This is a genomic window from Maribacter sp. PR1 (genome assembly GCF_028464145.1).
GTDB lineage: Bacteria > Bacteroidota > Bacteroidia > Flavobacteriales > Flavobacteriaceae > Maribacter.
On record NZ_JAQPCG010000002.1, the window covers coordinates 558,678 to 585,326 of the forward strand.

Sequence of the window (26,649 nt, forward strand, 5' to 3'; positions counted from 1 at the left end):
GTTTAGCCCGCTAATAGCGCTTTACATGATTAAAACAGATATACTTATTATAGGGGCCGGACCAACAGGCCTCTTTGCAGTTTTTGAAGCAGGATTATTACAATTAAAATGCCACCTCATTGATGCCCTGCCCCAGGCAGGTGGACAGTGTTCAGAAATCTACCCCAAAAAACCTATCTATGATATCCCCGGATTTCCGGAAGTATTGGCAGGTGATTTAGTGGATAATCTAATGGAGCAGATAAAACCTTTTCAACCGGGTTTTACCCTTGGGGAAAGGGCGGAAACCATTAAAAAATTGGGCGACGGTACCTTTGTGGTCACTACCAACAAAGGAACAGAACATAATGCCCCAGTTGTGGCCATAGCCGGAGGACTGGGTAGTTTTGAGCCGAGAAAACCCTTACTACAAAATCTAGCGGATTATGAGGATAAGGGAGTCGCCTACATGATAAAGGACCCGGAAATTTACCGCGATAAAAAAGTTGTCCTTGCAGGTGGTGGGGATTCTGCTTTGGACTGGAGTATTTTTTTAGCCGATGTGGCTTCAGAGGTTACTTTGGTACATAGAAGAAATGAGTTTAGAGGAGCATTGGATTCCGTAGAAAAAGTACAGCAACTAAAGAACGAGGGTAAGATTAATTTAGTTACCCCAGGTGAAATTGTAGGTTTAAAGGGTGAGGGCAAATTGGAATCCGTAACAATCCGGAAGACCTCCAACGCTGCAGAGGATATCCATTTAAAAGTCGATGAATTCATTCCTCTTTTTGGACTTTCACCAAAACTTGGACCTATTGCGGATTGGGACTTGGAAATTGAAAAAAACGCCATTAAGGTAGATACCTTTGATTATCAAACCAATATTCCTGGGGTATATGCCATAGGTGATGTTAATACCTATCCTGGTAAATTAAAATTGATTTTATGTGGTTTTCATGAGGCTACGCTTATGTGTCAAAGTGCTTATCAAAGAATTTTTCCAGATAAAAAATATGTAATGAAGTATACCACCGTTGGTGGCATAAGTGGTTTTGATGGTTCCAAAAAAGAAGCACCCAAAGCCGTGGTAAAAGCGATTGATTAGAAATGACCGATATAAAAATCAAAATAACCGACAGAGAAGGTGTATTGCACGAAATTGATGCACCAACTGATATGAACATGAACTTAATGGAAGTGGTTCGTTCTTATGAACTTGCCCCGGAAGGAACTATAGGCATATGTGGCGGTATGGCCATGTGTGCATCTTGCCAGTGCTATGTTATATCGGACCATGACCTGCCAGAGAAAAGCGATGACGAGGAAGCTATGCTATCCGAGGCTTTTAACGTTCGTGAGAATAGCCGTTTAGGTTGCCAACTACATATCAATGAAGATATGGACGGACTAGAAGTAGAACTTGCTCCAGAGGAACTTTAAATCCTCGCTTGATAGGTAAATAAATTATAATATCTACCCTCGGTTGCAATTAGCTCATCATGCGTGCCTTGTTCTGCTATCCTTCCATTTTCAATAACGAGTATTTGATTGGCTTTTCTAATGGTACTTAAGCGGTGGGCAATGACAAAAGTGGTCCTGCCTTCTGTCAAAGCACCCAAACTTTTTTGAATCAAGGATTCACTTTCCGTATCCAGATTGGAAGTGGCTTCGTCCAATATCAATATTTTCGGATTGGCCAATACGGCCCTTGCAATTGCGATACGTTGGCGTTGTCCACCAGATAGTTTTACGCCACGTTCCCCAATAAGGGTGTCTAACCCTTTTTCAAACCGATCCGTAAATTCGTTTACGTAAGCCGCTTCAACGGCGGCTCGTAGTTTTTCTTCACTGGCATTTGGTCTGGGGAAAAGAATGTTCTGCCTAATCGTACCCTCGAACAAGAATTCATCTTGTAACACTACACCTAAATTCTTGCGGTAGCTATTGAGGTTGACTTTGGAAATATCCTTACCATCAATTGTAATTGTACCCGATTCAGGATTCAAAAATGTTGCTGCCAAACCGGCTATGGTACTTTTTCCCGATCCAGAACTACCTACCAAAGCCACAACGGAACCCGACTTAACTTCAAAATTGATATTATGCAAAACCTCTTTATCCTCTTCATAGGCAAAGGAAACATCGTTGAAAACAATATCGCCCTTTATGTTTTCTAGAACTATAGTTCTGTTTTCCTCGTCAGATTCAGGAGTCTTGTTCATGAGCTCTTCCGTTCTATCCAAACCGGCAAGGGCTTCAGTGAGTTGACTTCCAATATTGCTCATTTGTACGATAGGGGCAATCATTTGCGCCAAAAGAATGGTAAACATTATGAATTCACCTTCGGTCAATGTGCCCTCTATAATCTTATACCCTCCGTAACCCATAATTCCAGTCGTTGCAAGGCCGATTAGAAAAGTTGAAGAACTGGTCATAAATGCTGTGGTTACCAGACTTTTCTTAACATTTCTAAACAACTCGGCAACGCCATCCTCAAAAATAGCATGTTCCTGAGCCTCAGCATTGAACCCCTTAATAACGCGCACTCCACCCAAGGTCTCCGTTAATCTTCCCGTTACATCGGCATTTATTTTACCTCTATTTCTGAAAATAGGACGAATTATCTTAAATGCCTTTAGGGCGATAAATCCGAAAATTGCCAATGGCACCAAAGTAAAAAGCGTCATTCCAACACTAATCTTCAATAAGATTACCAAGGAAACAACGGCCGTTATAGTACCACCTATCAACTGTACTAGACCGGTTCCAATGAGATTTCTAACTCCTTCAACATCGGTCATGATACGTGAAACTAGAGCACCGGATTTAACATTATCAAAAAAACGTATAGGTAACGAAAGCACTTTTTTCTGTACTTGGGCTCGCAGTTCCGAAATCATAAATTGGGCTTGGACACTTAAAATATAAGTAAGAAGGAACGAGGTTACGGATTGGACCAATATGGCTACAATAACCACAATGACCAAAATTTTAAGGGTTTCCAAATCTTTGTTCGGTAGAATATCGTCAAAAAGGGACTTAGATGCGTAGGCAGGAACAAAACTAGCTGCCTTGCTAATAACAATAAGAACTAATCCAATAAAAACCAGGTTTCTCCTGGGCCAAATAATGGTTTTGAACGCGGTAAGTATACTGACTTTTTTTTCTGCCATATTGCAAAAATACTTTTTTGTTAAATAGTGAGTGGGATAAAAAGTGGTTCTTATTCCTAAAGGCATAAAATATAATTGTAATACTAAAAATGAACCGTGGAAATATGAAACCGAGAACAGTTGTTATCTCAAAAATTCTTCGCTACGGAGCATTAATCAATTACTCTCCCATCTTCCATTTGTATTATCCGGTCGGTAAGTCTAGCAAAATCTTCGTCATGCGTTACAACCAATAGCGAGAGTCCCTCCTCGGTGCTAAGCCGCTTAAAAATATTAAAGACGTTTTGAGAATTATGGCTATCGAGGTTTCCCGTTGGTTCATCTCCCATTAAAATTGTTGGATTGTTTATTAAAGCCCTGGCTATGGCCACCCGTTGCTTTTCGCCTCCGGAAATGCGTGAAGCCCGTTGTTCCGCCAGATGATCTATATGAAGCATTTTTAACTTTTCATATGCGTCATGTTTAATTTCTTTTAGTGATTTCACGGCCAGTTTTTTAGCTGGTAGCATTACATTTTCAATAACACTAAATTCTGTTAGTAAATAATGAAATTGGAAAACGAACCCTATATTTTTATTTCGAATGCGCGATAGTTCCTCGTGGGATTTTCCAGTAATCAAACGGTCATTTAAAAAGAGCTCCCCAGTATAATCGGTATCCATGGTTGAGAGAATGTAGAGCAAGGTAGACTTTCCACAACCGGACTTGCCCATGATAGAGGCAAATTCACCTTCTTTGATCCTGAATGATATGTCTTTTAGTACATGAAAATCCTTTGGCTTATAGAAGTGTTTGTTAACGTTTTTAGTTTCGAGAACTAGCTTCATATTTCAAGTTTCAAGTTCCCCGGATTATTCTGACCGGATCAATATTTTTCGCCTTGTTTGCTGGTAGATAACCTGCGACAAATGTAGATAACAAAGCAAAGCCGATGCCAATTGCATAAAACAAAGGGCTATAGTTTATTGGATAGGTTTTGATTGTGGGTAGCGCTTCCGTCACAAAGGGCGTATTGTCAATCAATACCGAAAGTCCAAACCCGACCAGCAATCCCAACAATCCACCCAAAAGGCCTATAATCATAGCTTGACTCATAAAAATCAAGGCCACATCTCGCCCAGAAAAACCGGTGGCCTTTAAAATGGCGATATCCTTCATTTTTTCATAGATAAGCATATTCAAAATATTGTAAATGCCGAATCCGGCTACAATCAATAGGGTTATGGAAACAGCGTAGGTTATAAGGTTCCTGATATTGGAACCGGTTTCAAACTGTGCATTGGCTTCGTTTATATCGATGGCTTTAACATTGAATTGACTCTCCAATTGTCTTGCCATTTCAGGAGCCGCCTCTATATTGAACAGTCGCATATTAATATCTGTAATAAAATTTTCGGGTTGCCCTAAAATGCTTTGTGCTGTTTTTAGGTTAACATAGCTCTGCACATTGTCTATCTCCGCAAGCCCGCTTTGATAAATCCCTACTATCTTTAGCGGGAAAATGTCCCCTGCGACGGTGCTCACCTGCACGCGATCGCCTACCGAGAGTGACATCTTATCGGCTAATCCGGCGCCCAATAGGATTCCATTACTGTTGTTGCGTAATGCTTCTGGAGTTCCTTCTATGATGTAATCGTTAATATTTGAAAGTCGGGTTTCTTCTATTATATCCACACCAACGAGTATTCCGCCCAGTTCAATGGAACCCGATAGATAGAATATTTGAGCTTGTAACTGTGGGGTGGCCCCTTTAATTGCATTATTTGTTTTGAGATAATCTAGTATGGGTAGTGCGTTATGTATTTTTTCCTGACTTTTTTTAGGTTTTATAGAGTTGATTACGTTAAATGTGTCCTCAAAATCTGTATATAGGGAAATGGGCTGTTTTAACGAAGGTTCAATTTCATTATATAATCGAATGTGTGGTGTTCTGTTGAGGGTAAGTCCGTCAAGTAAGTCGTTGAGTCCGGTCATAAAGCCCGCCATGGTAATATAGGCGCCTATCCCAAAGGTGACCCCTAGAGTAGCGGTTACCGTACTTTTCATCTTGGTCAGCAGATGCGTTTTGGCAATATTGAGTATAATGCTCCAATTGGTCATTCCTCAGGCTTTAATATTTGCGTACTTGCATCTATACCCTCTAAAATTTCGACTTTTTCTAGGTTTTGAAGACCAATTTTAACGGTTACAAAGCCATCTTCCGTACGTACTTTATTCTCATTGATAAGATAGGACTTAGGAAGAGTAAGCACATCGTCCTTTTGTGCAATAAGGATGTTTCCCTCTCCAGCCAAGCCTGGGTAAAGGGTTATTGGAGGGGTTTTAAAAAGCGCCTCTACCTTAAAAGTCTGTGATCGCTCGTCCTTACGGGGATAAATTTTGTTGACCTTTGCTTCAAAAACTTCATTTTGGTAAGCATCCAAGGTAATCAGTACTTTTTGCCCTTTGGCAAGTTTTACGATATCGACCTCGTCGACCAGCATTTCAATGACGAATACATTATTACTGCCTATAGATGCCAATGGTTCCATTGTGGTCACGATTTCGCCAGGTTCCTTGAATAAGGCATAGATTTTTCCATCGATTTTACTCGTAATGGTAAAGTCGGCCGTATTGGCCTTAGCGGTTTTGTAATTGTTTTGGGCCTGTTGCAATTGTGTAGAAAGCTCATTTCTAGTCCGTTCATAGCGGTTTTTAAGTAGACGTAGGTTGTTCACTGCAAGTTCGTAAGCTAATTTTTTGTTTTCGAACTGTACTTTTGAACCAATGTTCTGTTCCCAAAGTTTCTTTTGACGAAAGTAATTGATGGAATCGTTTTTTAAGGTAAGTTCGGCCGATTGGATTTCATCTTCCAAGGCTGACAGTACGGCAGAACTGCCCTTGTAATTGTCCCTTGCCAACCTAAGATTTAATCGGGCATTATCGGCATTCAACTCAGGAGCTGTATTTGTAATCTGAAACAAGGGAGTACCTTTTTGGACCCAATCGCCTTCCTCCACCAAAATCTCATCCAAAATTCCAGCAACTGCTGCATAAGCTTGATAAAGACTATCAGGTTGCACAGTGACTGATGCATAGACAGATTCTGTCATAGCAGTTCTTTTTGGATATACTTTTTCCTCCTTATTCCCACAGGAATAGAGCATCGTAACAATCAATATTAAAATGCTCTTTTTCAACTTACTTTGTTTTTAACTAGATTTCTTTTCAATAATTCCATGAACCTGGTTTCATTTTAATCATCTTATCCAAAACTAGATTATCCGATCTATTTTTAAGATGATTATAATCATATGAATTTAAACAATTTGCGAACGACGGCATGGGTTATTTATCTACTGCTTTATAAAAAGAGGGGTGTTGTTCCTAAAATTGGTAAAAGCGGATACGTTTATGTACCTTCCAAGACGTAAAAGTTGATATATGAACAAAGTATTTTATCTGGTTATTTTTTGCTCCTTTCTGGCCTGTAATTCTCCTCGGAATAAGAATCAGGAAGTGGAGTCATGGGAGGCCCGAGCTTCTCAAATTGAAATCATAAGGGATGATTTTGGAGTTCCCCATATTTATGGAAAGACCGATGCAGATGCCGTTTTTGGATTGTTGTATGCTCAGTGTGAGGATGATTTCAACCGGGTGGAACAAAATTATATTTGGGCCACCGGACGTTTGGCGGAAATAGAAGGGGAGGAAGCCATTTATAGCGATTTAAGGGCAAATCTTTTTATGACCGAAGCCGAGGCGAAGGCCAATTATGAGCAAAGTCCCGAGTGGCTAAAAAAGCTTTGTGTTGCTTTTGCCGATGGTATCAATTATTATCTATACACACATCCAGAGGTACAACCAAAACTATTAACACGGTTTGAGCCTTGGATGCCCATGTATTTTAGTGAAGGAAGTATTGGAGGAGATATAGAAAGAATTTCTACCCGTAAAATAGAATCCTTTTACGAAAGTGGAATGGAACTTCCTGAAATGGAGTTGTTAAATACGAAGAAAAAGGAAGAAATGGCCGAACCACAGGGCTCCAATGGAATTGCGATATCCGGAAAGTTAACGCAATCGGGTAATGCCATGCTTTTGATCAATCCGCATACCTCCTTTTATTTTAGGGGTGAAGTGCACGTAGTAAGCGAGGAAGGGTTAAATGCCTACGGTGCTGTAACTTGGGGCCAGTTTTTTGTGTATCAAGGGTTTAACGAGAAAACAGGATGGATGCATACCTCTACCTATACCGATGTTATGGATGAATTTAAGGAGACCATTATAAAGAATGATGGAAACCTCTTTTATCAATACGGGGAGGAATTACTACAGGTGGATTCAACAACTGTAACTCTAAAATACAAGACAGAAAGCGGAATTAAAGAAAAGACCTTTCCCATGTACAGAACCCATCACGGTCCTATAACCCATGCTGTGGATGGACAATGGACTGCCTCTGCCATGATGTGGGAACCGGTAAAGGCCTTGGAACAGTCCTTTGTAAGGACTAAAAAAGATGGCTATAAAGAGTTTAGGGAAATGATGGACATTAGGACAAATTCTAGTAATAATACCGTTTATGCGGATGCCGAAGGAAATATTGCTTACTTTCATGGGAACTTTGTTCCGAAGCGTAATATAAGTTTTGATTATTCTCTTCCTGTAGATGGCAGTGATCCACAAACCGATTGGCAAGGTCTACATACGGTAGATGAAAATATTTTGGTCTTAAATCCCGAAAACGGTTGGATACAGAATTGTAATTCCACTCCCTACACTTCTGCATTGGAATTCAGCCCTAAAAAAGAGGATTATCCATATTATATGTCTCGCGACGAAGAAAATTTTAGAGGTATTCATGCAATAGAACTTCTTACGGACAGGAACAGTTACACCTTGGATAGTCTTATCCAATTGGCACACGACCCATACTTGCCAGCATTTGAGGCCTTAATTCCCGGTTTGATAAAGGAATACAATAAGCATGAAGATAAAAACCCGAAACTTAGAGAACCAATTGAGCTGCTTGAAAAATGGGATTTTAAAACATCCAAGGAAGCTGTTGCAATGACCCTGGCCCATCATTATGGCATGAGGTATTATAGAGAAGGAGATTCTCCGGCCGGAATGTCTGCAATGGAACGTATTCAGTTCTGGGGGAATGAGCCTGGGGAACAGCTCAAAATTTTTGAAGATACTATTGACCAACTTGTCGAGGATTTTGGAACATGGGATATACCCTGGGGCGATATAAACCGATACCAACGTTTAAACGGCGATATCATACAGACTTTCAAGGATAGTTTACCCAGTGTTGGTGTTGGCTTCGCTTCGGGAACTTGGGGAGCCCTGGCTGCCTATGGGGCGAGATATACTACACCCGGAGCAAAAAAAATATACGGTACAAGAGGAAATAGCTTTGTTGCTGCCGTTGAATTCGGGGAGAAGGTTAAGGCAAAAACAATTTTGGCCGGAGGACAAAGTGGCAATCCTTCTTCACCTCATTTTGATGACCAAATAGAAAAATATATTAATGTAGATTGGAAAGATGCTGCTTATTACCGAGAAGATGTTCTAAATAGGGGAGAGGAAAGTTACAACCCCGGAAAACGCAAATAAAAAGTATATATCAGTCCTTCGTAACAATTAATGTTGCCTTGGAGCCCGAGGATAGTAACCACTTATTGGAATAGAGCAGTTGGCCGGTATCGTCATACACATCCACTTGAGCGGTATTGGGTGCCGAGGAACCATGATTTAATGCCTCAAAGTCAATCTTGTTAAAACCAGATTGAAGATCCACGTTAATGCCCTTAAAGGCACCTGTTAAAAGAAGGTTGGGTTCAACGACCATATCGTTTACAAAAATCTTTACGCGGTCTCCATCAACAAATTCGTGGTCCCTACAGACGATACCGATAAACTTTCCATTACTTTTTATATCACCCAGATACTGATCTGGAAAGTACTGTCCGGAACCGTTCAATCTTTCGCCCGGACCAATACGAGGGTCTATTTTAAGTCCGGTACCAGCTTGTACCAATTCTTCGTCCGGTAACATTTTCACGGGGTTCTTACGCGTCATATCCAACTTTGGCTGTTCTTTGATAACCGAAGGTATATTGAGTACATTGCCTATATTGGTGGTGCCCTTGTTATCAATCTTGTTTACCGCTTCTATTTTCAATGGCTTTTGCGTAGGTATATCCGTTTGGGCGTAGCTCCATCCAAATACTAAAAAGCATAATACAATAATGATTGGGCTGTGTTTACGCATTCGTTTTCTTAAAATATTGGAATAAAGATAACAAATACCCTGCCACAGGGACTTAACACCCTGTTAAATTCGATTAACGAAGAGGTTAAGGGATTGCTTAGTCTGGTAAATGCTTTTGTAGAAACCTAGTAAAGTTCCCGTTCATAATATTTTCAATGTCTTCTGGGCTATATCCTTTTTCATTTAGTAATGATGGAATCTTTTGTAAATCGGCTATTGTATCCAGGTCCATTGGAGATTGTTCCAACCCAAATCCACCATCCAAATCCGTACCTATTCCCACGTGCAAAGCGTTGCCCGAAAGCTGACAGATATGATCAATATTTTGAACCATATGTTTTAAAGAAGCTCCAGTACTTCGCGGAGTAGATTTCCCCCTAACCCAGTTGGGTACCATCATCCAAGCATCCAATGCCATTCCAACAACCGCGTTTCGTTGTATTAGCTCCTTTATTTGCTCGTCGGAAAATTGACGATTGTGATTCACAAATTTTCTACAATTGTTATGGCTCGCCCAAATGGGGCCATTATAAGAATCCATGGTTTCCCAGAAACTCTGATCACAAAGGTGGGTCGCATCCAAAATCAGCTTTAGTTTTTCAATTTCCTTAAGTAATTCTCTTCCCTTTGCACCGATTCCTCCTACGGAATCTGTGCCAAATGCATAAGTTCCAGGACCATAATGTGCCGGACCAACGGCCCGAAGTCCATGCTCATAGGACTTATGAAGATAATCCATATTTAGAATGGAATCTGCGCCCTCCAAACTCAAAATATAACCTATGGGCGTATTTTCTTTATCTTGTTTCCAGTTTTTTAAATGGACGTTAAACTGTTTCTTTGTCTTGATTTGAACCAATTGATTGGCCTCTTCCATGGTTCTGTACCAAGCAAGTTGACCTTGCGTCTGAGCCCATGCCTGTTGTGGAGATTTCCAGCCTGGCAAATTATTACTGGGCTTTACATATCTAGCAATTTGGGTAGCAACGCAAACGCCTATGTTTCCTTTTCGCATAGCATCAAAAGAAACGGTATTTTTTCCCCTATCCGGCTTGTCGGTCATTCCTTCCTCACTCGCTCGAATATCTTTCACGGACCAAGTAAGGTCCCGATTCCATTCCATGGCATTCATGGAAAGGTCTAAGTGGGCATCAAGAATAAACATATTAGATTGTTATTTTATGGTTACGGGCAGCTACTTTCCATTTTTCGGTAATTTTCCCGTTCTCTACGATGAGTAATTCTGGATACTTTGCTACCGTTGGGCAAATATGTTTAGGAATTGCATAATGTTCCGCACCTACTTCCGTGACCTTTAAGTCATCGTACTCGACGACTAAATGTTCTTCGGATTGGCTAATTTGTTTACCATGTTCCAAACTCAAAAATTCCAATCTGGGAAAAGGCATCTCTGGAGCAATGGATTTGTGCCCCAAATCAAAACATAAAATACCCGCTTTGGGTTTACTTATAATACGGGTAAATAATACTGCTGCCGGAAGAAATTTCATTTCTGGAAAAAGTGCTCCGTAACCAACATCCCACAAAAGTGTGGTACCTGGACTAGCAATGACATTTTCCCTTTTACAGTGAATAGGAAAGGTGGGCGACCCCCCAGCAATAATGATGGGTAGAGGAAGACTGGCCTTAACTACCCTGTCTTTTAGTGCTAATACCGTATCAAATACCTTATCGCAATCCTGCTTTCTAATTTTAAAATCGGGATTTCTTAGGTGACCGTCATACACATGTAAACCCTCAATTTTCAAATGGGGATTTTCCGAAATGTGTTTGTATAAATGGAAAGCCTTGTCATGGGGGACAATACCTGTTCGGTTCATACCCACATTTAAATCGATATAGAGATTGATTATTAAATTATTGGCTTTTCCCAGTTCGGACAATTGGTCCGCAATTGAAAAAGAGTCCGTGAGGGCAGAAAAATGAATCTTAGGGAATGTTTTAACGAGGGTAATAAACCGTTGCATATTTGCTCCTACGGGCTGCATGGCCAATAGCACATCTGGAGCATTGGAAAGGGCCAAAAGCTCAGCTTCGGCAATGGTGGCGCATTTAAACTTATGGATACCAAAATCCATTTGTAACTGAATGATTTCAGCAGTTTTGTGGGTTTTTATATGGGGTCGAAGATTTTCTGGATTCCCAGACATCCGAACCATTTCCTGAATATTATGTATTACCCTATCCTTATAGACCAATAATGAGGGAGAAATGGCTTCTGAACTGTCTTTTAACCGATACCAATTTTCTTGATTCATACTACTTATTTGTGAAGTTCGAACATAGCTTCGATCTCTACGGCAATACCTCCTGGTAACATCATTCCAACAGCACTGCGAACACCGACTCCATTTTCAGGGCCTAACACATCCGACATTAACTCACTAAAACCATTTATAACCAAGGGGTGATTTTCAAAATCTGCAGTACAATTCACCATTCCTAGTGTCTTCACCAATCTTTTAATTCGGTCTATTTCACCAAAATGCGTAACAATGGTGGACAACATGGTTAGACCTACATGTCTAGCACCTGCTTTTCCTCCTTCCAAATCCAAGTTATGACCTACTCTACCTTTATATAGGGACCCATCCTTTAAAACAGGACCCTGACCAGAAACATATAAAAAATTATCTACCACGAGTATAGGGCGATAGAGTCCTGCTGGTGGTGGGGCAGGAGGTAGTTCCAGTCCTAATTCTTTTATTCTTTCAGATACAGTCATTTCATAAAAATTTTTATACAAATTGATTTAATACCAAGACACCAACCAGGCCCATAACCCCTACGGTAGTTTCCATTATCGTCCATGATTTTATGGTATCCTTAATGGACAGATTAAAATATTCCTTGAACAGCCAAAACCCACTATCATTTACATGGGAAAGCATCAAGCTACCGGAGCCAATGGCCAATACCATTAATTCTGCGCTCGCTCCCGTTCCTTCGATAAGCGGCAAAACGATGCCGGCTGCGGTTAAACCCGCAACGGTAGCGGAACCCACACAAACCCTGATTATAGTTGCAATCAACCAAGCTAGGATAAGAGGTGATATAGAAGAGCCACTCAATGCATCACCAATATATTCACTAACCCCACTATCTATCAAAACTTGTTTTAAAGCCCCAGCACCGGCAATGATTAAGAGTACCATGGTTATACCTTTTACGGCACTGCCCACCGTATCCATGACCTCTTTCATCTTTTTACCCCGGGCCAATCCCAAGGTGTAAATCGCGACCAAAACCGAGATGAGCATTGCCATTACGGGATTTCCTGCAAAAACTAAAATTGATTTTATTGTTGATTCTGAAGGTAGAAATAATGCACCAAGAGCTGCAATTGCCATTAGAATAACCGGAAGCAGGGCCGTAAAAATACTTATACCGGTTCCTGGCATTTCTTCCTCCTTTAGGATTTTTGGATTCATAAATTCCTTTAAAGGGGTTGCTTTTATATTTTTCATTGTTCTTGAAAGTAACGGTCCAGCAACTACGATGGCGGGTATCGCTACAATGATACCATATAATAATGTTTTGCTTATGTCCGCATCAAACGTTGCTGCAATAGCTGTTGGTGCGGGGTGAGGTGGAAGATATCCATGCGTAACGGAAAGTGAGGCAAGCATGGGTAATCCTACATATAGCAATGGCAGCCCTGTGGCTGCGGCTATAGTGAAAACCAGGGGTACCAGTATGACAAAACCAACGGAATAGAACATGGGGATGCCCACGATAAATCCAGTTAATACAACGGCCCATTGAATGTTTTTCTTTCCAAATTTATCGACAAGTTTTGTTGTAATTCTTTGGGCAGCACCACTATCGGCCACAAGTTTTCCTAGCATGGCTCCAAGTCCTAAGATAAGTACCAAAAACCCTAGAATATTTCCTATCCCTTTTTGAATGGAATTTACGACATCAATAGGTTCCATTCCTTCAGTAATCCCAACAAATAGGGAAACTAAAATAAATGAGATGAATCCGTTTAATTTAAATTTTGCGACCAAGAGGAACAAAAGAAGAATTCCTAGGACTACGATTAATAAAGGCATTGGCTGTGGTAGTTAAGTCATTATGGTGCACTAAAGATACTATAAAAAATAAGTGTATCCCAACCTACTATAGGGATACGCTTTTGGGCTACTTTGTTTAAAGTATAGGTTCTGTTTATTTGGTTACCTACTGTTGAAAGACTTTATAGAGTAAGCAACGAGAATAGCCTCAATAATGGGTTGGAACTATAAAAACCGAAATCAGCCTATTTCCCATTCCCTAACAAAGGGTTAAAGGGCTGTTGAATCTTTTTAGTATATTTATTTAAGGACCTATTCATTAACTATATGAGAAAAAGAACTTTTTTAAAGCAATTGGGAGGTGCCGCTTTGTTTTCACCTTTTTTGGGGATGTCCCAAGACCCTTTGTCCATACCCAATAAACCCTATCCCTTGGAAGAGGATGCCTTTTGGGAACGTATTCGAGAGGATTACATTTTAAAGCCTGAATATATCAACCTTGAAAATGGATACTATAATTTTATCCCCAGGCCTATAATGGAAAAGTATATACGGCATATTGAAATCGTGAATTACGAGGCCTCCTATTATATGCGGACCCTACAATGGGAAAATAAGGATAAGGTAAGGGATCGTTTGGCAGGCATTGTGGGAGCTTCGTCGGAAGAACTTATTATTACACGAAACACTACGGAGTCCTTGGATATGATTATTGGGGGGTATCCATGGCAAAGAAACGACGAGGCCATTTTTGCGGAACAGGATTATGGTGCCATGAAGAATCAATTCAACTTGATGGCAAAAAAGTATGGTATCAATAATAAAATAGTTTCCCTGCCCAACCATCCGGAGTCAGACGAAGAGATTGTCTCGCTTTATGAATCCCAGATAACACCAAAGACCAGACTACTAATGATATGTCATATGGTAAACATAACTGGGCAAATCCTACCTGTTAAAAAAATATGTGACATGGCTCATAAACACGGGGTGGAGGTTATGGTCGATGGTGCACATTGTATTGGCCATATAGATGTGAATATAACCGACCTTGGTTGTGATTATTATGGAAGTAGCCTCCATAAGTGGTTAAGTGTGCCTTTAGGCAGCGGCATGTTGTTTGTGGCAAAACCACATATCGCCAAAATTTGGCCGCTTTTTGCAGATCATACAGACAACGTGCCTGAAATTAGACGTCTTAATCACACAGGTACCTTGCCCGTACATACCGATTTAGCTGTAGATGATGCCATTGATTATCTAGAGCGCATTGGACTACAACGAAAGGAAGAAAGGCTCCGTTACCTGCAGCGGTATTGGAGCGATGCTGTTCGGGATGTGGAACACATCGTAGTGAATACACCTAAGGAACGGCACCGCAGCTGTGGTATTGCCAATGTGGGCATAGCCCACCTTAAACCGGCCGACTTGGCCAGAAGCTTATTGGAGGAATTCAACATATTTACCGTGGCGATAGATTATGCCAACGTTCAGGGCTGTAGGATTACCCCAAATATTTATACCACCACCAAGGAACTTGATGCATTCGTTATTGCCTTGAAGACATTGGCGAAGAGAGTTTAACTTATTTCGGTCGTTTCTTTTTTAAACCTAAGAAGGGCTGTAATAAAGGGGTTTTTAGAATTATAAAATGATAAATAAACCAACTAAATCCAAATGTTCCCAAAATTAGGATGGATGCTTTTGGAAATAATCCCCATGACAAATCCATAAGGAAATAGGCCAAAATAATGGTTATGGTTTGGTGAAGAATATAAAAAGGGTAAACAGCCCGATTGGCATAAGTGAGCGAATTACTTTTACGGTTTAAATATTTGGCTGAATAACCAAAAAGCACCAGAATCCAAGACCATATATTGCCAACTTTTAAAAGAGCCTCCGTGAAATGAACTAGATAGCCGTCCTCTAGAAATATCCAAATAAAAACTTGACCAAAGAAAGTAAAAATACCCACTAGGAGCGCCTTTGATTTTATTTTATCTACGCTAGTCCAAAATACATTTCCTGCCGAGATTAATAAAAATCCATAGAAGAATAGAACTAGGCTAAAACTAAAATTGAACCAGTCATCTATCAAGGCGTGCGTAATATCAAAGAAGGGTTCCAAACAAGCTTCCAATAAATAAAGGGGTATTATCAGCCAATATAGTCCGAAGGTTTTGCTAAAGATTTTCTTAATCCAATTAATGAAACCAGGTTCTTTCTTTAGCAAATAGATAAATACAGGTCCTAAAAGAAGCGAAAAAATTAATAGATAAGGGAGGAACCATAAATGATGCCAACTAACATTTCCTTCAGGATAGACACCATTAAAAGCAACTGAAGTAAAATAATCCCAATAGGAACCTGAGAATTGATTTTTTGTCAAGCGTTCTAAATATACTTGTGGCGGGACAATGAAAAGCATACCAAATATTAAAGGAATTCCTAACCTTCTGATACGTTCCCAACTGAACTGACAAAGATTTCTTTTCGAAAAGGCATAATAGGTGCCCATACCAGAAATGACAAAGAGAATAGGAAGTCTCCATTGGTTTAAAAAAAGCATGGGCCATTTTATCCATTCATAAATATGATTGTTCTTAATATGCCAGCCCCAAGGGACAAAAAACATGCCTACATGATAAAATATAAGTAATGCAAATACAATGACACGTAGCCAATCCAAATCGTATCTCCTAATTCCCTTCATGATTTTTGTTTTTGTCAAAGATTAAATTAGAAAGTTGCCCGACAAATATTTGGGGTGCCGTTTCTGTCCTGAATTACAATTTTGGAGAAAATGACTTCATGAATGACGAGGGAGATGTTCCCGTATGTTTTTTAAATGCGTTATAGAAAGCAGATTTGGATTTGAAACCTACAGATACCCCAATAGCCTCTATGGTTAAATTGGAAAAGTTTGGATCTATTAGTTTCTTTTTTGATTGCTCAATTCTCTTTTGATTTAAAAAATCATTGAAGTTGGATTGACGACTCTGATTAATGACCTTGGATAAATGATTAGGATGAATTTGTAAAACTGTGGCTAAATCTTTTAAAGATGCTTTTGGGTTGAGGAAGTATTCGTTGTCGATTACATAAGATTCAACGGCTTCTATATTTATTTCTTGTTTTGGATTACTTAGTGTTTCGTATTTGTCCGCAATCCATGATTTTTCAAAAAAGCGAGATTCTGATAGGAGTACGTAGGTGGTTAAAAGTGTTATGAGGGTATGAAAAATACCTAAGTAGTGGTCACCTCCGTCATCGTCATAAGAATAATAGATAGAAAATATAAAGATTAATAATAATAGAAGTACTAGTCCCGTGTTTCTTGTAAAGATGTACTTTCTTGATTTTGCTGTTATTCCCAAATCGGTCAATCTTACTTTTTCTTTCCACACAAGCAATAATGATAAAATCACATAAAGGAGAAAGCTGAATAAAACTAACCAATCGAATAGATCTTTAATGTAATGATAACCATAACTGAAAGAATCGGGAACCACAGCGGCATCCAAAGTTGAATAATAAGCTCCTAAATAGGCATTATATTTTACAGGCAAAGGAGCAAAATAAAATGGTATTTGGGATAGAAAGTAAGTAATAGGTATTACAAAATGCCACCAACTTTCTTTCAACGAAATATTTTGGCGTTTTAGAAAAACATATATAGAAAAATATGAGGTGGGGCCAATTAATAAAACTAATACCTCCGTGGAGTCATTGAGAAACATCACATGTTTTATAAGTCCTGTATAGCATAAATAGGTATCCAAAAAGATAATTGCGGATGCCAGCATACAGCCGGCCAACCATTTTATTCCGGTGTTGGTACCAGATCGCAAGAAAAGTACGGACGCAAGGAAAAAACTTTGCACAACTCCCAAAAACATAAAGCTAGAAACCAAATTATGTCTTATAGGAAGATTTTCTATTAATTGTTCTATTTGGTCCACTATTATTTTTTTTCAATATAGTCGACCAGTTTCTGAGGTCCTTCAAGCAATAACCTTACTACCTTTAAGGTTCCGTCCAAAGTGGTATCAATATGCCATTTTATTAGGGAAATTTGTCCGTTTTCAATTTCTATTCCGGTAATGCTCCTTGGGTGGACACAACTACCATCATTAAAAAAAGGAATGTCCCCAGGTTCCGGGAACCTAGGTCTATGGGTATGTCCTACAATGGTAATCAGTAAATTGTTTTTGAGTATCCATCTTTTAATTCTTCTTTCCAGTTTTATTAATTCCTTGTAATTTTTGGCCGGACTTGTTGGGTCTGCTATTCCCCAAACTTGCAATGGTTTCCATAATACCCTTACCAAAAACCGTCCCCATCGCCAGAAAGTATAGTTCCACCAATCCGCTTGATGGCCATGGGTGAGAAATAGTTCTTGATTGGTTTCCGTATGTTTCAAAATTATGGCCTCATTATAGGTTATTCCCTCGAACAATTCTTTATCTGTATCATCTATGGGTTCAAAGTAACTGGATAGATGGTTGTCTACATAATCCTTATCCTTGTAAACCATATCATGGTTTCCCCAAATCATATGAAGTCGTTGTCCCAAATGAAATTTACGTAGAAGTTGGTACACATTTTTATGGGCTTCAAAGATGGATTCGAAATGAATATTTTCCCAAAGCTCATCTCCATCCCCAAGTTCGCAATAATCAAAACCTTCGTTATAGTAGTGGTTCAGGGCATGAAAGTAAATGTTTCTGTTGTTGGCAAAATCATCTGCAAAACTATTGTCCCCACGATGGCAATCACTAAAAAGAATGAATTTTGAAGTATCGTCAAACTGAATGTACTTTGCATTGGAGTATGCTCTTGAAAGTCTTTTTGAGGAGGACATCTACTAAGTTTTTATAAATATCCGAAAAACTGTAAAATGTGCTAAATAAACTTTAACAAAAAACAATCTCAGGTTTTGTAATTTTAAGAGTCTATTCTAGACTAACGTAGCATATGGAAAATGAGGATAAGATACGGCCGCTCCAGTACCAAATAAGTTTTGGTAAGCTTTTAAAGGAGTATGAAAGGTTGAGCAAGGGCAACGATAAGATATTGGCGGAAAGGGCCAAACAAATACTGGATGCCCAAAAACCGTATCCGATACTTCGGGAAGGCTTTGCGGATTTTGAATTGCTTGAAGAACATAAGGAGGTAATCTCCCTTATGCTTCAGGATAGTTTTTCACCCATATTAGGCGAGAATGAAATTAAAGTGGCTTCTATTCCATATTTTGACTTTTTCTTTAATCCTTCTAAGCGTTTCCAGAATATCGTAAAAGAAGCTGGACCTAACTTTAAGCCCAAAATCAGAAATCAAGAAAAAGGGATTGATTATATCATGGGGTGTACAGTGATATTAAAATTCCATTATGGTGTGGAGCTAGACTTTAGCCGACCTTATTTTTATGATATTCCGGATTCCAATGGGGTTATGCGCCATTACCGCATTATGTACAACGCGGATTTTATGGAGATACTTCCTACTGAACGATCAAAGGAACTTTCGCAGGAAGATATTGATGAGTTGATGGAAAGCCCAGATAATCTAAGTCTGTGGAAAGAAAAGATACCGCCAGATAGTTTTGTTGCAAAAGGATTTATAATTTCCAACATGTTCGATGTCACCTCCGAACATTCAATATCTGAAATTAAGTCCAATCTAATCGCAAGCGATAAAAGATCTAGTGAAAGTTTTATGAGTAACCTTCAGGAAACCTTTAGGTCATTTTTTAGGTTGCCGGGTATTAAAGTAGGTTTCGTCGTCTATAACTCCAAAAAGGACCAATTTGAACCGGTTTACGGAAAAGATATGGGAAGCTTTATCCTTAATGGACAGGATTCCAAATCGTGTCACGAGGCCCTTTGTCAATACTCCTATAAGAAACTTATTAAAGAGAATTCTTATTTCGCCATTCCCGATGTTGCAAAATACGATGAGAAGTCGCATGGAAGTGACCCATACCATGTGCTTGAAGACCAAAATATCAAGAGCGCCATTTTGGCACCGATTGCTTTTGAAGGTGAGCTCTTAGGTGTGTTGGAAGTAGTTTCTGGCCGAAAAAACGAACTAAATGGGGTCAATGCAAGAAAGCTTAACGATGTAATGCCCTATATCGTTTCTGCAGTAGTGAGATCAAAGGTCGAGGAGGAAAATTTAATAGATGCCATTATACAGAATGAATGTACCTCTGTACACTCCTCTGTATATTGGAGATTTCAAGAGGAAGCGAAATTTTTTATTAAAGATCAGTTGGAAAGTAGATCACCATCTTTCAAGGAAATTGTCTTCAAAGATGTATATCCACTTTACGGTCAAATAGATATTAAGGATTCTTCGAAAGCTAGAAACAAGGCAATTCAAAGGGACTTGATGATTCAGTTGTCTCAAATAAATGTGGTTTTAGAGCTTGCACTTGGGAAGAATAGACTCCCTATTTATGAAGAACTTGTATATAGGGTGAACAATCATTTAGAAAGCATTAAGGAAATGCTTTACACCAATAGTGAGCAGGCTATATTTGATTTTGTTAAAGAAGAAATTGATCCGGTTTTTGCCCACTTAAAGGATTCGGACACTGAAATTGCCAAACATATACAGACCTATGAGGCAAAAATAGATATGGGCACAGGCTCCTATTATGATCATAGGAAAAATTATGACGAGAGCGTAACAATGATTAATAAAAAATTGGTTTCGGTCTTGGATAAAAAGCAGGAAAATGCCCAGGCCATGTTCCCGCATTATTTTGAGCGATACAAAACGGATGGCGTTGAACATAATATGTACATCGGTGCGAGTATTTCTGAAAATGGAGGATTCAATAGTTTGTACCTGAACAATTTAAGGTTGTGGCAATTACAGGTAATGTGTGAAATGGAGAATGTACATTATAAGTTAAAACCAGAATTACCTATACCCTTAAATGCTACTTCGTTGATTTTGGTATATAGTTCATCTTTATCCATACGTTTCCGGATGGATGAGAAGAAATTTGATGTGGATGGAACCTATAACGCACGTTATGAGGTTATCAAAAAACGAATTGACAAAGCCTATATAAAAGGAACAGAGGAGCGACTTACCCAAACAGGAAAAATAGCCATTGTATATTCCCAAAAAAAGGATGAGTTGGAGTATTTAAGGTACATTAAGTTCTTAAAGTCCAAAAACTACTTTACCGACAAAATTGAAATTGTGGAACTTGAAGGTTTACAGGGTGTTTCAGGACTAAAAGCTATACGCGCAGAAATTCTCTATAAAAAAGACCAAGAATCTCAAGAATCCTATACCTATGAAGATTTAATGGCCACTCTAAAAGAATAGATTTTGGGATATTAATTCGTGTAATTGCCGTTCTGGACCGTAAACTTTAAAGAAAATGGCAAATGCAATGACCGAAATAATCATACCTATCATAAAGATAGTGTAAGTCCAACGTAGTAACATATATTTCCTATTCAAAACTTTGCCAAGAAAGTAAAGATCTTTGGTCAGGGAAGAATAGATATAATCCTTGTCCTTTACCAATTCATTTATAGCCCATTCGTAGTCGGTTAAGCTCATTTTATGAAAATTCCCAAAAAATAGTAGGTTGACTTTCTTCTGCAGAACGTCCTCATGGGTAAATTCCCCACTTGTAACGTTTGGTCTAGTGGCTAGAACGGCCATAATCATTGAGGCCACACTAAATAGTACAAAAATAGCGGTAGGGTATATTAAGTAATCGTTAGATGGGTTGTCCAGTTTTGGTATAAGATTGGAAAGTGCCAGTGAAATAATTATGGCATTAACGGAGAGAAGTATATTGGCCTTGGTATCCGCAATATCACTAAGTGTAATATGGTTTTTTAAAGTAACCCTGAAAAGTGTTTGGATTCCCCTGTCCGGACTTTCGCCTTTAAACTTTGCCTTTAAAGCTTCTTTTTTTGCAAGGCCTTTTATGGATTTTTTTTCTTTAATGAGTTTTCTTAGGTTTTCATCTTTTTTTTCTTGCCAATTTTCTTTGGCATATTCCGTAAAGTAACGATGTTGATTACCCAACATTTTAATATTGACTTCTACCCAATCACTATAGCTGAAATTTGCAAGGTTTAATAGTTTAAGTTCTTCCCTTAACAACTCCGAAGTTTCTAAATAACTACTCTGTGCAAAATGCGAAGCATCTGCATCCCTTAAAATTTTTTCTGAAAGGGAATTGGGTACAGAGTTTTTTTCCGTTGCCATAATACAATCATTCACTTTGGCAATTAATTCTGGATCATATTCTTGGTCTTTCAAAAATTGGGTAGCAATACTACAACTGTTCTTTTCATGGTTTTTGCTTTCCACCGTGTATCCCGTATCATGAAACCAAGCCGCAAGTAGTAAAACCTCCAATTCCTGTGTGGATAGGGCACATTCGTTCGATATTTCTTTAGTACTTTTAACGACACGTTGCGTGTGCCTTAAATTATGGTAAAGGTAGTTGGGACTTAGTTTCTTAGATAAAAGTTCCTCAACATAATTTTTGGATTTCTGAAGGATATCAGACATAGGGAAATGAATTAGGAAAATCCAAATTACAAAAAATTGAACACAGGGAATTTTATATGAAAAAAAATTGCGCTTTTCTCTTATTGGTATTGTTAATTACGGGCTGTGCGACCTATAAATCTAAATATGCCAACATTAAGGATGCCGAGGATATCGTATTGGATAACGAGATAAAGCACACCTTTTATCTTGTTGGGGATGCGGGCCTATCTCCTCTTGGAGATATGAATCCAGTATTAAAAAACTTCAAGAAACGACTGGACAGCGCGGAGGAGAACAGCACAGCTATTTTTTTGGGAGATAACATTTACCCAGCTGGCCTTCCCGACCCAAAGGATTCTACCGTTGCTTATTTAACCGCAAAGAATCACTTAGACGCTCAGTTAAATACTTTGACCAACTATAAGGGAAGAAAATTGTTTATACCGGGAAATCACGATTGGTATACTGAAGGTCTTGTTGGTTTGGAAAGAGAGGAAAATTATGTAAAAGAAGTTTTGAATGATAAAGATGCATTCCTTCCCAAAAACGGATGTCCAATTGAAGTAATCGAAGTCAGCGATGAAATTGTAATTATAGCACTCGATACGGAATGGTATCTGACCAACTGGAACAAACGTCCCGATATTAACGATAAGTGTGAAATAAAAAGTAGGGAGAAATTTCTCCTTGAATTGGAGGATGCCATAAAAGATTACAGGGATAGAACCACCGTCATTGCGATGCATCATCCCATGACCAGTTATGGCCCCCATGGAGGGCAATATTCCTTTAAAAAACACTTTTATCCAAAAGATCAGCCAGTTCCACTCCCGGGATTGGGGACATTTATAAACGTACTTAGGCGCACATCGGGTGCATCCACGGAGGATATGAGTAATAAAAGGTATTTAGATTTGGTCAAAAAGGTGACTACATTGGCGCAATTTTCAGAGAAGGTGATTTTTGCTTCGGGACATGAGCATACTTTGCAATATATCGTTGAAAATAATACACCACAGATTGTAAGTGGGTCTGGGGCAAAAGAGGGAGACACCAGATTATTAAATGGGTCAAGGTTTTCCACGGGAAGAATGGGATATGCAATCTTGGAAGTCTATGGAGACGGTTCTTCAAGAGTACGTTATTATGGGGTAGGCGAACAAGGGGAAGAGGAGTTTCTTTTTACTTCTGCTGTCCTACCACCTGAAGTGCAAAAAGCGGACACGCTTTACTCAAGAACAACAATAAAGGAAGTTAAGGCCTCCGTCTATACCGAAGAGGAAATTGATAAGTCTGGATTTTTTAAAGCCATTTGGGGAGAAAGGTATCGAAAATACTACGGCAAGGAAGTGACAGCCCCGGTGGTTTATTTGGATACTATTTTTGGTGGTCTTAAGCCGGTAAAAAAGGGAGGGGGACACCAATCTAAATCGTTGAGGTTAAGACATGCTTCGGGCAAGGAGTATGTGATGAGGGCTTTGAGAAAACTTCCTGAGTTGTATCTCCAATCCATGGCCTTTCAAAATCAGTATGTCATGGATGATTTAAAGGAGACGTACACCCAGGAACTTTTGGCGGATTTTTATACGGGTTCACATCCTTATGCACCTTTTACGATTGGTAAGCTCTCCGATGCCGTTGGGTTGTTACATACCAATCCCACCCTATATTACATACCAAAACAGAATGCCCTTGGAAAATACAATGAGGATTTTGGGGACGAATTGTACATGATTGAGGAACATGCCGGTGATGGTCATGGAGACCTTGAAAGTTTTGGGTATGCCAATGAGTTAAAGAGCACGGATTCCATGCTTGAGGATTTAAGGGATGATGAGAAATATGAAGTGGATACGGATGAATATATAAAGGCCAGGTTGTTCGATATGGTCATTGGAGATTGGGACAGACATGTGGACCAGTGGAGATGGGCAGAATTTAAGGAGGATGGTAAGGTAATCTATCGGCCCGTACCTCGGGATAGGGATCAGGCTTTTTCCCAAATGGGGGATGGACTGTTAATGGGTTTGGCAACTAGGATTATTCCAGGTTTACGATTAATGGAAGGATTCAATGAAGAAATACGCAGTGTTAAAGGATTTAATTCTTCACCAAAGACTTATGTACTAGACTTGGCATTATTGTCCGAAAGTACGCTGGATGATTGGTTAAAGCAAGCTAGATATATCAAGGAAAACCTTGGAGATAAGGATATCGACGAAGCTTTTGCCATGTTTCCAAAAGCCGTACAGGATTCGAAAACTGAGGAGATGAAAAGAATTCTTCTGTCAAGAATAGATAATGTGGAAGATACCGCGATTAAATATTTCAGGGTACTTAACAAATTTGCTACGGTTGTTGGAACGGATAAAGATGATTGGTTTGAAATTAATAGGTTCGATGAAAATCGAACCGAGGTAAAGGCATACCGAATCATAGATGGAGAGAAAAAGAAACAATTTTTCAATAAAGTTTTCTATGCTTCCAGTACCAATGAAATTTGGATTTACGGATTGGATGATGATGATATTTTTGAATTGGAAAACCCAGAGGATTATGGTGGAATAAAGGTTCGTATCATTGGGGGGCAAAACAATGATATTTACAGAATAAAAAATGGCAAGGGAGTCTCTGTTTATGACTATAAAAGTAAAGATAATACCTTGGAAGAAACTTCAAGAACCAAGGTCAGGTTAACGGACGATTATCCCGTGAATACCTATAACCCTTTGAATATTCGGAGTAGCAATAACCAGGTCATACCCACAGTAGGGTTTAATCCTGATGATGGTATTAAAATTGGTTTTTTAGATACCTATACATACAATGGCTTCAGACAAAATCCTTTTACCCAACAACATACTTTAAAAGCGTCTTATTATTTCGCTACAAGTGGGGTAGAACTTCAATATAATGGTGAGTTTGCCAATATTTTCGAGGATTGGAACCTTGAATTAAAGACAAGGTTCACAACGCCTAATTTTGCCATTAACTTTTTCGGGTTTGGGAACAATAGTGAAAATTTGGATGATGATTTGGGATTGGATTATAATAGGGTAAGAATTCAAAATTTTGAATTTTCTCCGTCTTTGGTTTGGAGAAGTCCTTTGGAAGCAAAGTTTAGACTTGGAGTTTCTTACGAAATTATTGAGGTAGAAGAAACTGCTGATAGATTCATTAATACATTTTATCAAGGAAATGGGGAAGAGACAGGGAATAGCTTCGTAGGTGTTCATGGAGAATACACCTATGAGAATCATGATAATCAAAGTTTTCCCACTATGGGCATGGCAACTTCGGTAAAGGTTGGTTTTAAAGATAATATAAATATAGAAGGAAAGAATTTCGGTTATTTTATTCCCAGTATTTCGTTTGATTATAAATTGATTCCAAGCGGGCGTTTGGTCTTGGCAACAAAATGGAAAGGTCATCTTAATATGGGGAACGGTTATGAGTTTTACCAGGCGGCCAGTATTGGTGGTACGAATGGTTTGCGAGGTTTCAGAAATCAAAGGTTCACCGGTAAGGCTGCGTATTTTCAGAACACGGATATAAGATTTAGTCTAAGAAAAATAAGAACTCAAATAGTACCTACTGCTATAGGGTTCTTTGGAGGATTCGATTATGGCAGGGTTTGGTCTCCCGGTATTTCCTCTAACCAATGGCATACTTCGTACGGCGGAGGTTTTTTTCTTAACGGAGCAGATATTTTAAGTGTAAGCCTTGCCCTATTTAATAGTGCAGATGGGGCTCGTTTTACTTTTGGTTTGGGTTTTGGGTTTTAATTAACCTGTACTTTACTTAAGTCTAATGTATAAAGATTATTTCCAGTCCCATGGGAACGTTCGTCGGATAGCAATATGATATCTTCATTAACGAAGCAAATGGATTCCAGTTGCGTTCTTATTCCTAAATCTATTTCTTCTATTTTACCATTTGAAAAATTATCCCATGAAAAATCTGTAAAGATGAAGAGTTTGCCGTAACTGAGGGCAACTACCTTTTCTCCGCTTGGAGATATATCGATACCCGTAATTTGACATGTTTCCCATTCATCACATAAATTCACTTTTGCTACCAAGGTAGCTTCATATTCACCCTTAGTGTCGGGTACGCTATAAATATGGGCGACACCGGTAAATGGGTTAGATCTATTTTTAGTTACGATAAATAGCTTGTCCCCATAATGGAAAAGTGCCTCTGCGTCAAAAAAACGTTCGGACTTTTTGGGTGGAAACTCTTTTTGATCTGGATAGTTAAGTTCTATTTTTTCTGCATCGATTTTATCCCCAGGTTCTATTTCTGGATTTGGAACTTTGTATATCGTTAGATTATCTCGACTGTTATCATTGTTTCCAATGTCGGCAATATATAAGTTTCCTAATTTGTCCTTGGTTAAATCTTCCCAATCGTCGTTGTCTCCATTCTTTACTTTCAAAGACTTAACAATATCTCCATTAAAGTCAACCTTATAGAGTATGTCTTTATTTCCACCGTCCTCAATCACCCAAATTGTAGAATCCTTTAGGCTTACCATACCCGAGTTTTCCTTAAGGCTTCCCGGTAAGTCGGTGACCACGGTCAACTGTCCGTAGTTGCTGCAAGAAACAGTTGTTAAGAAAGTCAATATTAATAAAGTTCTAATCATGTCTTAAGAATC

20 protein-coding genes are annotated in these 26,649 nt (G+C 39.0%); 6 read left to right on the plus strand and 14 right to left on the minus strand.

The annotated features are described in order from the left end of the window. Nucleotides 1-25: 25 nt before the first annotated feature. Together PP182_RS06115 and PP182_RS06120 are read left to right on the plus strand one after the other, a co-directional pair. Complete coding sequence (locus tag PP182_RS06115) at nt 26-1,084, plus strand: NAD(P)/FAD-dependent oxidoreductase (RefSeq protein WP_272650451.1); 1,059 nt, start codon at nt 26-28, stop codon at nt 1,082-1,084. Nucleotides 1,085-1,086: 2 nt separating this feature from the next. Then, nucleotides 1,087-1,419, plus strand: coding sequence for a 2Fe-2S iron-sulfur cluster-binding protein (locus PP182_RS06120; RefSeq protein ID WP_272650452.1), 333 nt, complete (start codon nt 1,087-1,089; stop codon nt 1,417-1,419). Here the strand turns inward: PP182_RS06120 and PP182_RS06125 are convergent. The 4 genes from PP182_RS06125 to PP182_RS06140 all read right to left on the minus strand — a co-directional run bounded on the left by PP182_RS06125 (nt 1,416) and on the right by PP182_RS06140 (nt 6,331). Then, nucleotides 1,416-3,152, minus strand: a complete 1,737-nt coding sequence (locus PP182_RS06125) for an ABC transporter ATP-binding protein (protein ID WP_272650453.1) — start codon at nt 3,150-3,152, stop codon at nt 1,416-1,418. The genes PP182_RS06120 and PP182_RS06125 overlap by 4 nt on opposite strands. Nucleotides 3,153-3,304: 152 nt before the next feature. Beyond that, nucleotides 3,305-3,979 carry an ABC transporter ATP-binding protein gene (locus PP182_RS06130; protein WP_272650454.1) on the minus strand — a complete coding sequence of 225 codons (675 nt, stop codon included), beginning with the start codon at nt 3,977-3,979 and terminating at the stop codon, nt 3,305-3,307. Nucleotides 3,980-3,989: 10 nt separating this feature from the next. Next, a complete protein-coding gene (locus PP182_RS06135) occupies nt 3,990-5,252 on the minus strand; it encodes an ABC transporter permease (protein ID WP_272650455.1) in 1,263 nt (420 codons plus the stop codon). After that, nucleotides 5,249-6,331 carry an efflux RND transporter periplasmic adaptor subunit gene (locus PP182_RS06140; RefSeq protein ID WP_272650456.1) on the minus strand — a complete coding sequence of 361 codons (1,083 nt, stop codon included), beginning with the start codon at nt 6,329-6,331 and terminating at the stop codon, nt 5,249-5,251. The genes PP182_RS06135 and PP182_RS06140 overlap by 4 nt, the downstream gene beginning before the upstream one ends. 244 nt (nt 6,332-6,575) lie before the next feature. On the opposite strand from PP182_RS06140, the gene PP182_RS06145 reads away from it, so the two are divergent. Then, nucleotides 6,576-8,756: an acylase gene (locus tag PP182_RS06145; RefSeq protein ID WP_272650457.1), complete on the plus strand. Its 2,181-nt coding sequence runs from the start codon at nt 6,576-6,578 to the stop codon at nt 8,754-8,756. Between the two features lie 10 nt (nt 8,757-8,766). On the opposite strand, the gene PP182_RS06150 is transcribed toward PP182_RS06145, so the two are convergent. From PP182_RS06150 to PP182_RS06170, 5 genes are all read right to left on the minus strand, one after another. Continuing rightward, nucleotides 8,767-9,414, minus strand: a complete 648-nt coding sequence (locus tag PP182_RS06150; RefSeq protein WP_272650458.1) for a hypothetical protein — start codon at nt 9,412-9,414, stop codon at nt 8,767-8,769. A 97-nt stretch (nt 9,415-9,511) separates the two neighbouring features. After that, on the minus strand, nt 9,512-10,579 hold the full coding sequence (locus PP182_RS06155; RefSeq protein ID WP_272650459.1) for a dipeptidase: 1,068 nt from the start codon (nt 10,577-10,579) through the stop codon (nt 9,512-9,514). Between the two features lies 1 nt (nt 10,580). Continuing rightward, on the minus strand, nt 10,581-11,693 hold the full coding sequence (locus PP182_RS06160) for a D-TA family PLP-dependent enzyme (protein ID WP_272650460.1): 1,113 nt from the start codon (nt 11,691-11,693) through the stop codon (nt 10,581-10,583). Nucleotides 11,694-11,698: 5 nt separating this feature from the next. After that, complete coding sequence (locus PP182_RS06165) at nt 11,699-12,160, minus strand: RidA family protein (RefSeq protein WP_272650461.1); 462 nt, start codon at nt 12,158-12,160, stop codon at nt 11,699-11,701. 13 nt (nt 12,161-12,173) lie between these two features. After that, on the minus strand, nt 12,174-13,490 hold the full coding sequence (locus PP182_RS06170) for a gluconate:H+ symporter (RefSeq protein WP_272650462.1): 1,317 nt from the start codon (nt 13,488-13,490) through the stop codon (nt 12,174-12,176). A 288-nt stretch (nt 13,491-13,778) separates the two neighbouring features. Here PP182_RS06170 and PP182_RS06175 point away from each other — a divergent pair, with 288 nt between their 5' ends. Beyond that, on the plus strand, nt 13,779-15,035 hold the full coding sequence (locus PP182_RS06175) for an aminotransferase class V-fold PLP-dependent enzyme (protein ID WP_272650463.1): 1,257 nt from the start codon (nt 13,779-13,781) through the stop codon (nt 15,033-15,035). A 1-nt stretch (nt 15,036) separates the two neighbouring features. On the opposite strand, the gene PP182_RS06180 is transcribed toward PP182_RS06175, so the two are convergent. The 3 genes from PP182_RS06180 to PP182_RS06190 form a co-directional block, all read right to left on the minus strand. Continuing rightward, a complete protein-coding gene (locus PP182_RS06180) occupies nt 15,037-16,164 on the minus strand; it encodes an acyltransferase family protein (protein WP_272650464.1) in 1,128 nt (375 codons plus the stop codon). 73 nt (nt 16,165-16,237) lie between these two features. After that, nucleotides 16,238-17,413 carry a helix-turn-helix domain-containing protein gene (locus PP182_RS06185; protein ID WP_272650465.1) on the minus strand — a complete coding sequence of 392 codons (1,176 nt, stop codon included), beginning with the start codon at nt 17,411-17,413 and terminating at the stop codon, nt 16,238-16,240. Between the two features lie 2 nt (nt 17,414-17,415). After that, the gene (locus PP182_RS06190) at nt 17,416-18,315 is read right to left on the minus strand and encodes a metallophosphoesterase family protein (RefSeq protein WP_272650466.1); all 900 of its coding nucleotides are present in this window, start codon (nt 18,313-18,315) and stop codon (nt 17,416-17,418) included. A gap of 113 nt (nt 18,316-18,428) precedes the next feature. On the opposite strand from PP182_RS06190, the gene PP182_RS06195 reads away from it, so the two are divergent. Beyond that, nucleotides 18,429-20,798: a GAF domain-containing protein gene (locus PP182_RS06195; protein ID WP_272650467.1), complete on the plus strand. Its 2,370-nt coding sequence runs from the start codon at nt 18,429-18,431 to the stop codon at nt 20,796-20,798. On the opposite strand, the gene PP182_RS06200 is transcribed toward PP182_RS06195, so the two are convergent. Then, on the minus strand, nt 20,787-22,007 hold the full coding sequence (locus PP182_RS06200) for a Pycsar system effector family protein (RefSeq protein WP_272650468.1): 1,221 nt from the start codon (nt 22,005-22,007) through the stop codon (nt 20,787-20,789). The two genes, PP182_RS06195 and PP182_RS06200, sit on opposite strands and share 12 nt — an antisense overlap. Before the next feature lie 56 nt (nt 22,008-22,063). Here PP182_RS06200 and PP182_RS06205 point away from each other — a divergent pair, with 56 nt between their 5' ends. Beyond that, complete coding sequence (locus tag PP182_RS06205; protein ID WP_272650469.1) at nt 22,064-25,774, plus strand: metallophosphoesterase; 3,711 nt, start codon at nt 22,064-22,066, stop codon at nt 25,772-25,774. Here the strand turns inward: PP182_RS06205 and PP182_RS06210 are convergent. Further along, on the minus strand, nt 25,771-26,637 hold the full coding sequence (locus PP182_RS06210) for a hypothetical protein (RefSeq protein ID WP_272650470.1): 867 nt from the start codon (nt 26,635-26,637) through the stop codon (nt 25,771-25,773). The two genes, PP182_RS06205 and PP182_RS06210, sit on opposite strands and share 4 nt — an antisense overlap. Between the last annotated feature and the right edge of the window lie 12 nt (nt 26,638-26,649).

Coding starts and splice junctions, on each gene's coding strand:
- PP182_RS06115 (WP_272650451.1), top strand. CDS start 26: ATGATTAAAACAGATATACTTATTATAGGGGCCGGACCAACAGGCCTC.
- PP182_RS06120 (WP_272650452.1), top strand. CDS start 1,087: ATGACCGATATAAAAATCAAAATAACCGACAGAGAAGGTGTATTGCAC.
- PP182_RS06125 (WP_272650453.1), bottom strand. CDS start 3,152: ATGGCAGAAAAAAAAGTCAGTATACTTACCGCGTTCAAAACCATTATT.
- PP182_RS06130 (WP_272650454.1), bottom strand. CDS start 3,979: ATGAAGCTAGTTCTCGAAACTAAAAACGTTAACAAACACTTCTATAAG.
- PP182_RS06135 (WP_272650455.1), bottom strand. CDS start 5,252: ATGACCAATTGGAGCATTATACTCAATATTGCCAAAACGCATCTGCTG.
- PP182_RS06145 (WP_272650457.1), top strand. CDS start 6,576: ATGAACAAAGTATTTTATCTGGTTATTTTTTGCTCCTTTCTGGCCTGT.
- PP182_RS06150 (WP_272650458.1), bottom strand. CDS start 9,414: ATGCGTAAACACAGCCCAATCATTATTGTATTATGCTTTTTAGTATTT.
- PP182_RS06155 (WP_272650459.1), bottom strand. CDS start 10,579: ATGTTTATTCTTGATGCCCACTTAGACCTTTCCATGAATGCCATGGAA.
- PP182_RS06160 (WP_272650460.1), bottom strand. CDS start 11,693: ATGAATCAAGAAAATTGGTATCGGTTAAAAGACAGTTCAGAAGCCATT.
- PP182_RS06165 (WP_272650461.1), bottom strand. CDS start 12,160: ATGACTGTATCTGAAAGAATAAAAGAATTAGGACTGGAACTACCTCCT.
- PP182_RS06170 (WP_272650462.1), bottom strand. CDS start 13,490: ATGCCTTTATTAATCGTAGTCCTAGGAATTCTTCTTTTGTTCCTCTTG.
- PP182_RS06175 (WP_272650463.1), top strand. CDS start 13,779: ATGAGAAAAAGAACTTTTTTAAAGCAATTGGGAGGTGCCGCTTTGTTT.
- PP182_RS06180 (WP_272650464.1), bottom strand. CDS start 16,164: ATGAAGGGAATTAGGAGATACGATTTGGATTGGCTACGTGTCATTGTA.
- PP182_RS06190 (WP_272650466.1), bottom strand. CDS start 18,315: ATGTCCTCCTCAAAAAGACTTTCAAGAGCATACTCCAATGCAAAGTAC.
- PP182_RS06195 (WP_272650467.1), top strand. CDS start 18,429: ATGGAAAATGAGGATAAGATACGGCCGCTCCAGTACCAAATAAGTTTT.
- PP182_RS06200 (WP_272650468.1), bottom strand. CDS start 22,007: ATGTCTGATATCCTTCAGAAATCCAAAAATTATGTTGAGGAACTTTTA.
- PP182_RS06205 (WP_272650469.1), top strand. CDS start 22,064: ATGAAAAAAAATTGCGCTTTTCTCTTATTGGTATTGTTAATTACGGGC.
- PP182_RS06210 (WP_272650470.1), bottom strand. CDS start 26,637: ATGATTAGAACTTTATTAATATTGACTTTCTTAACAACTGTTTCTTGC.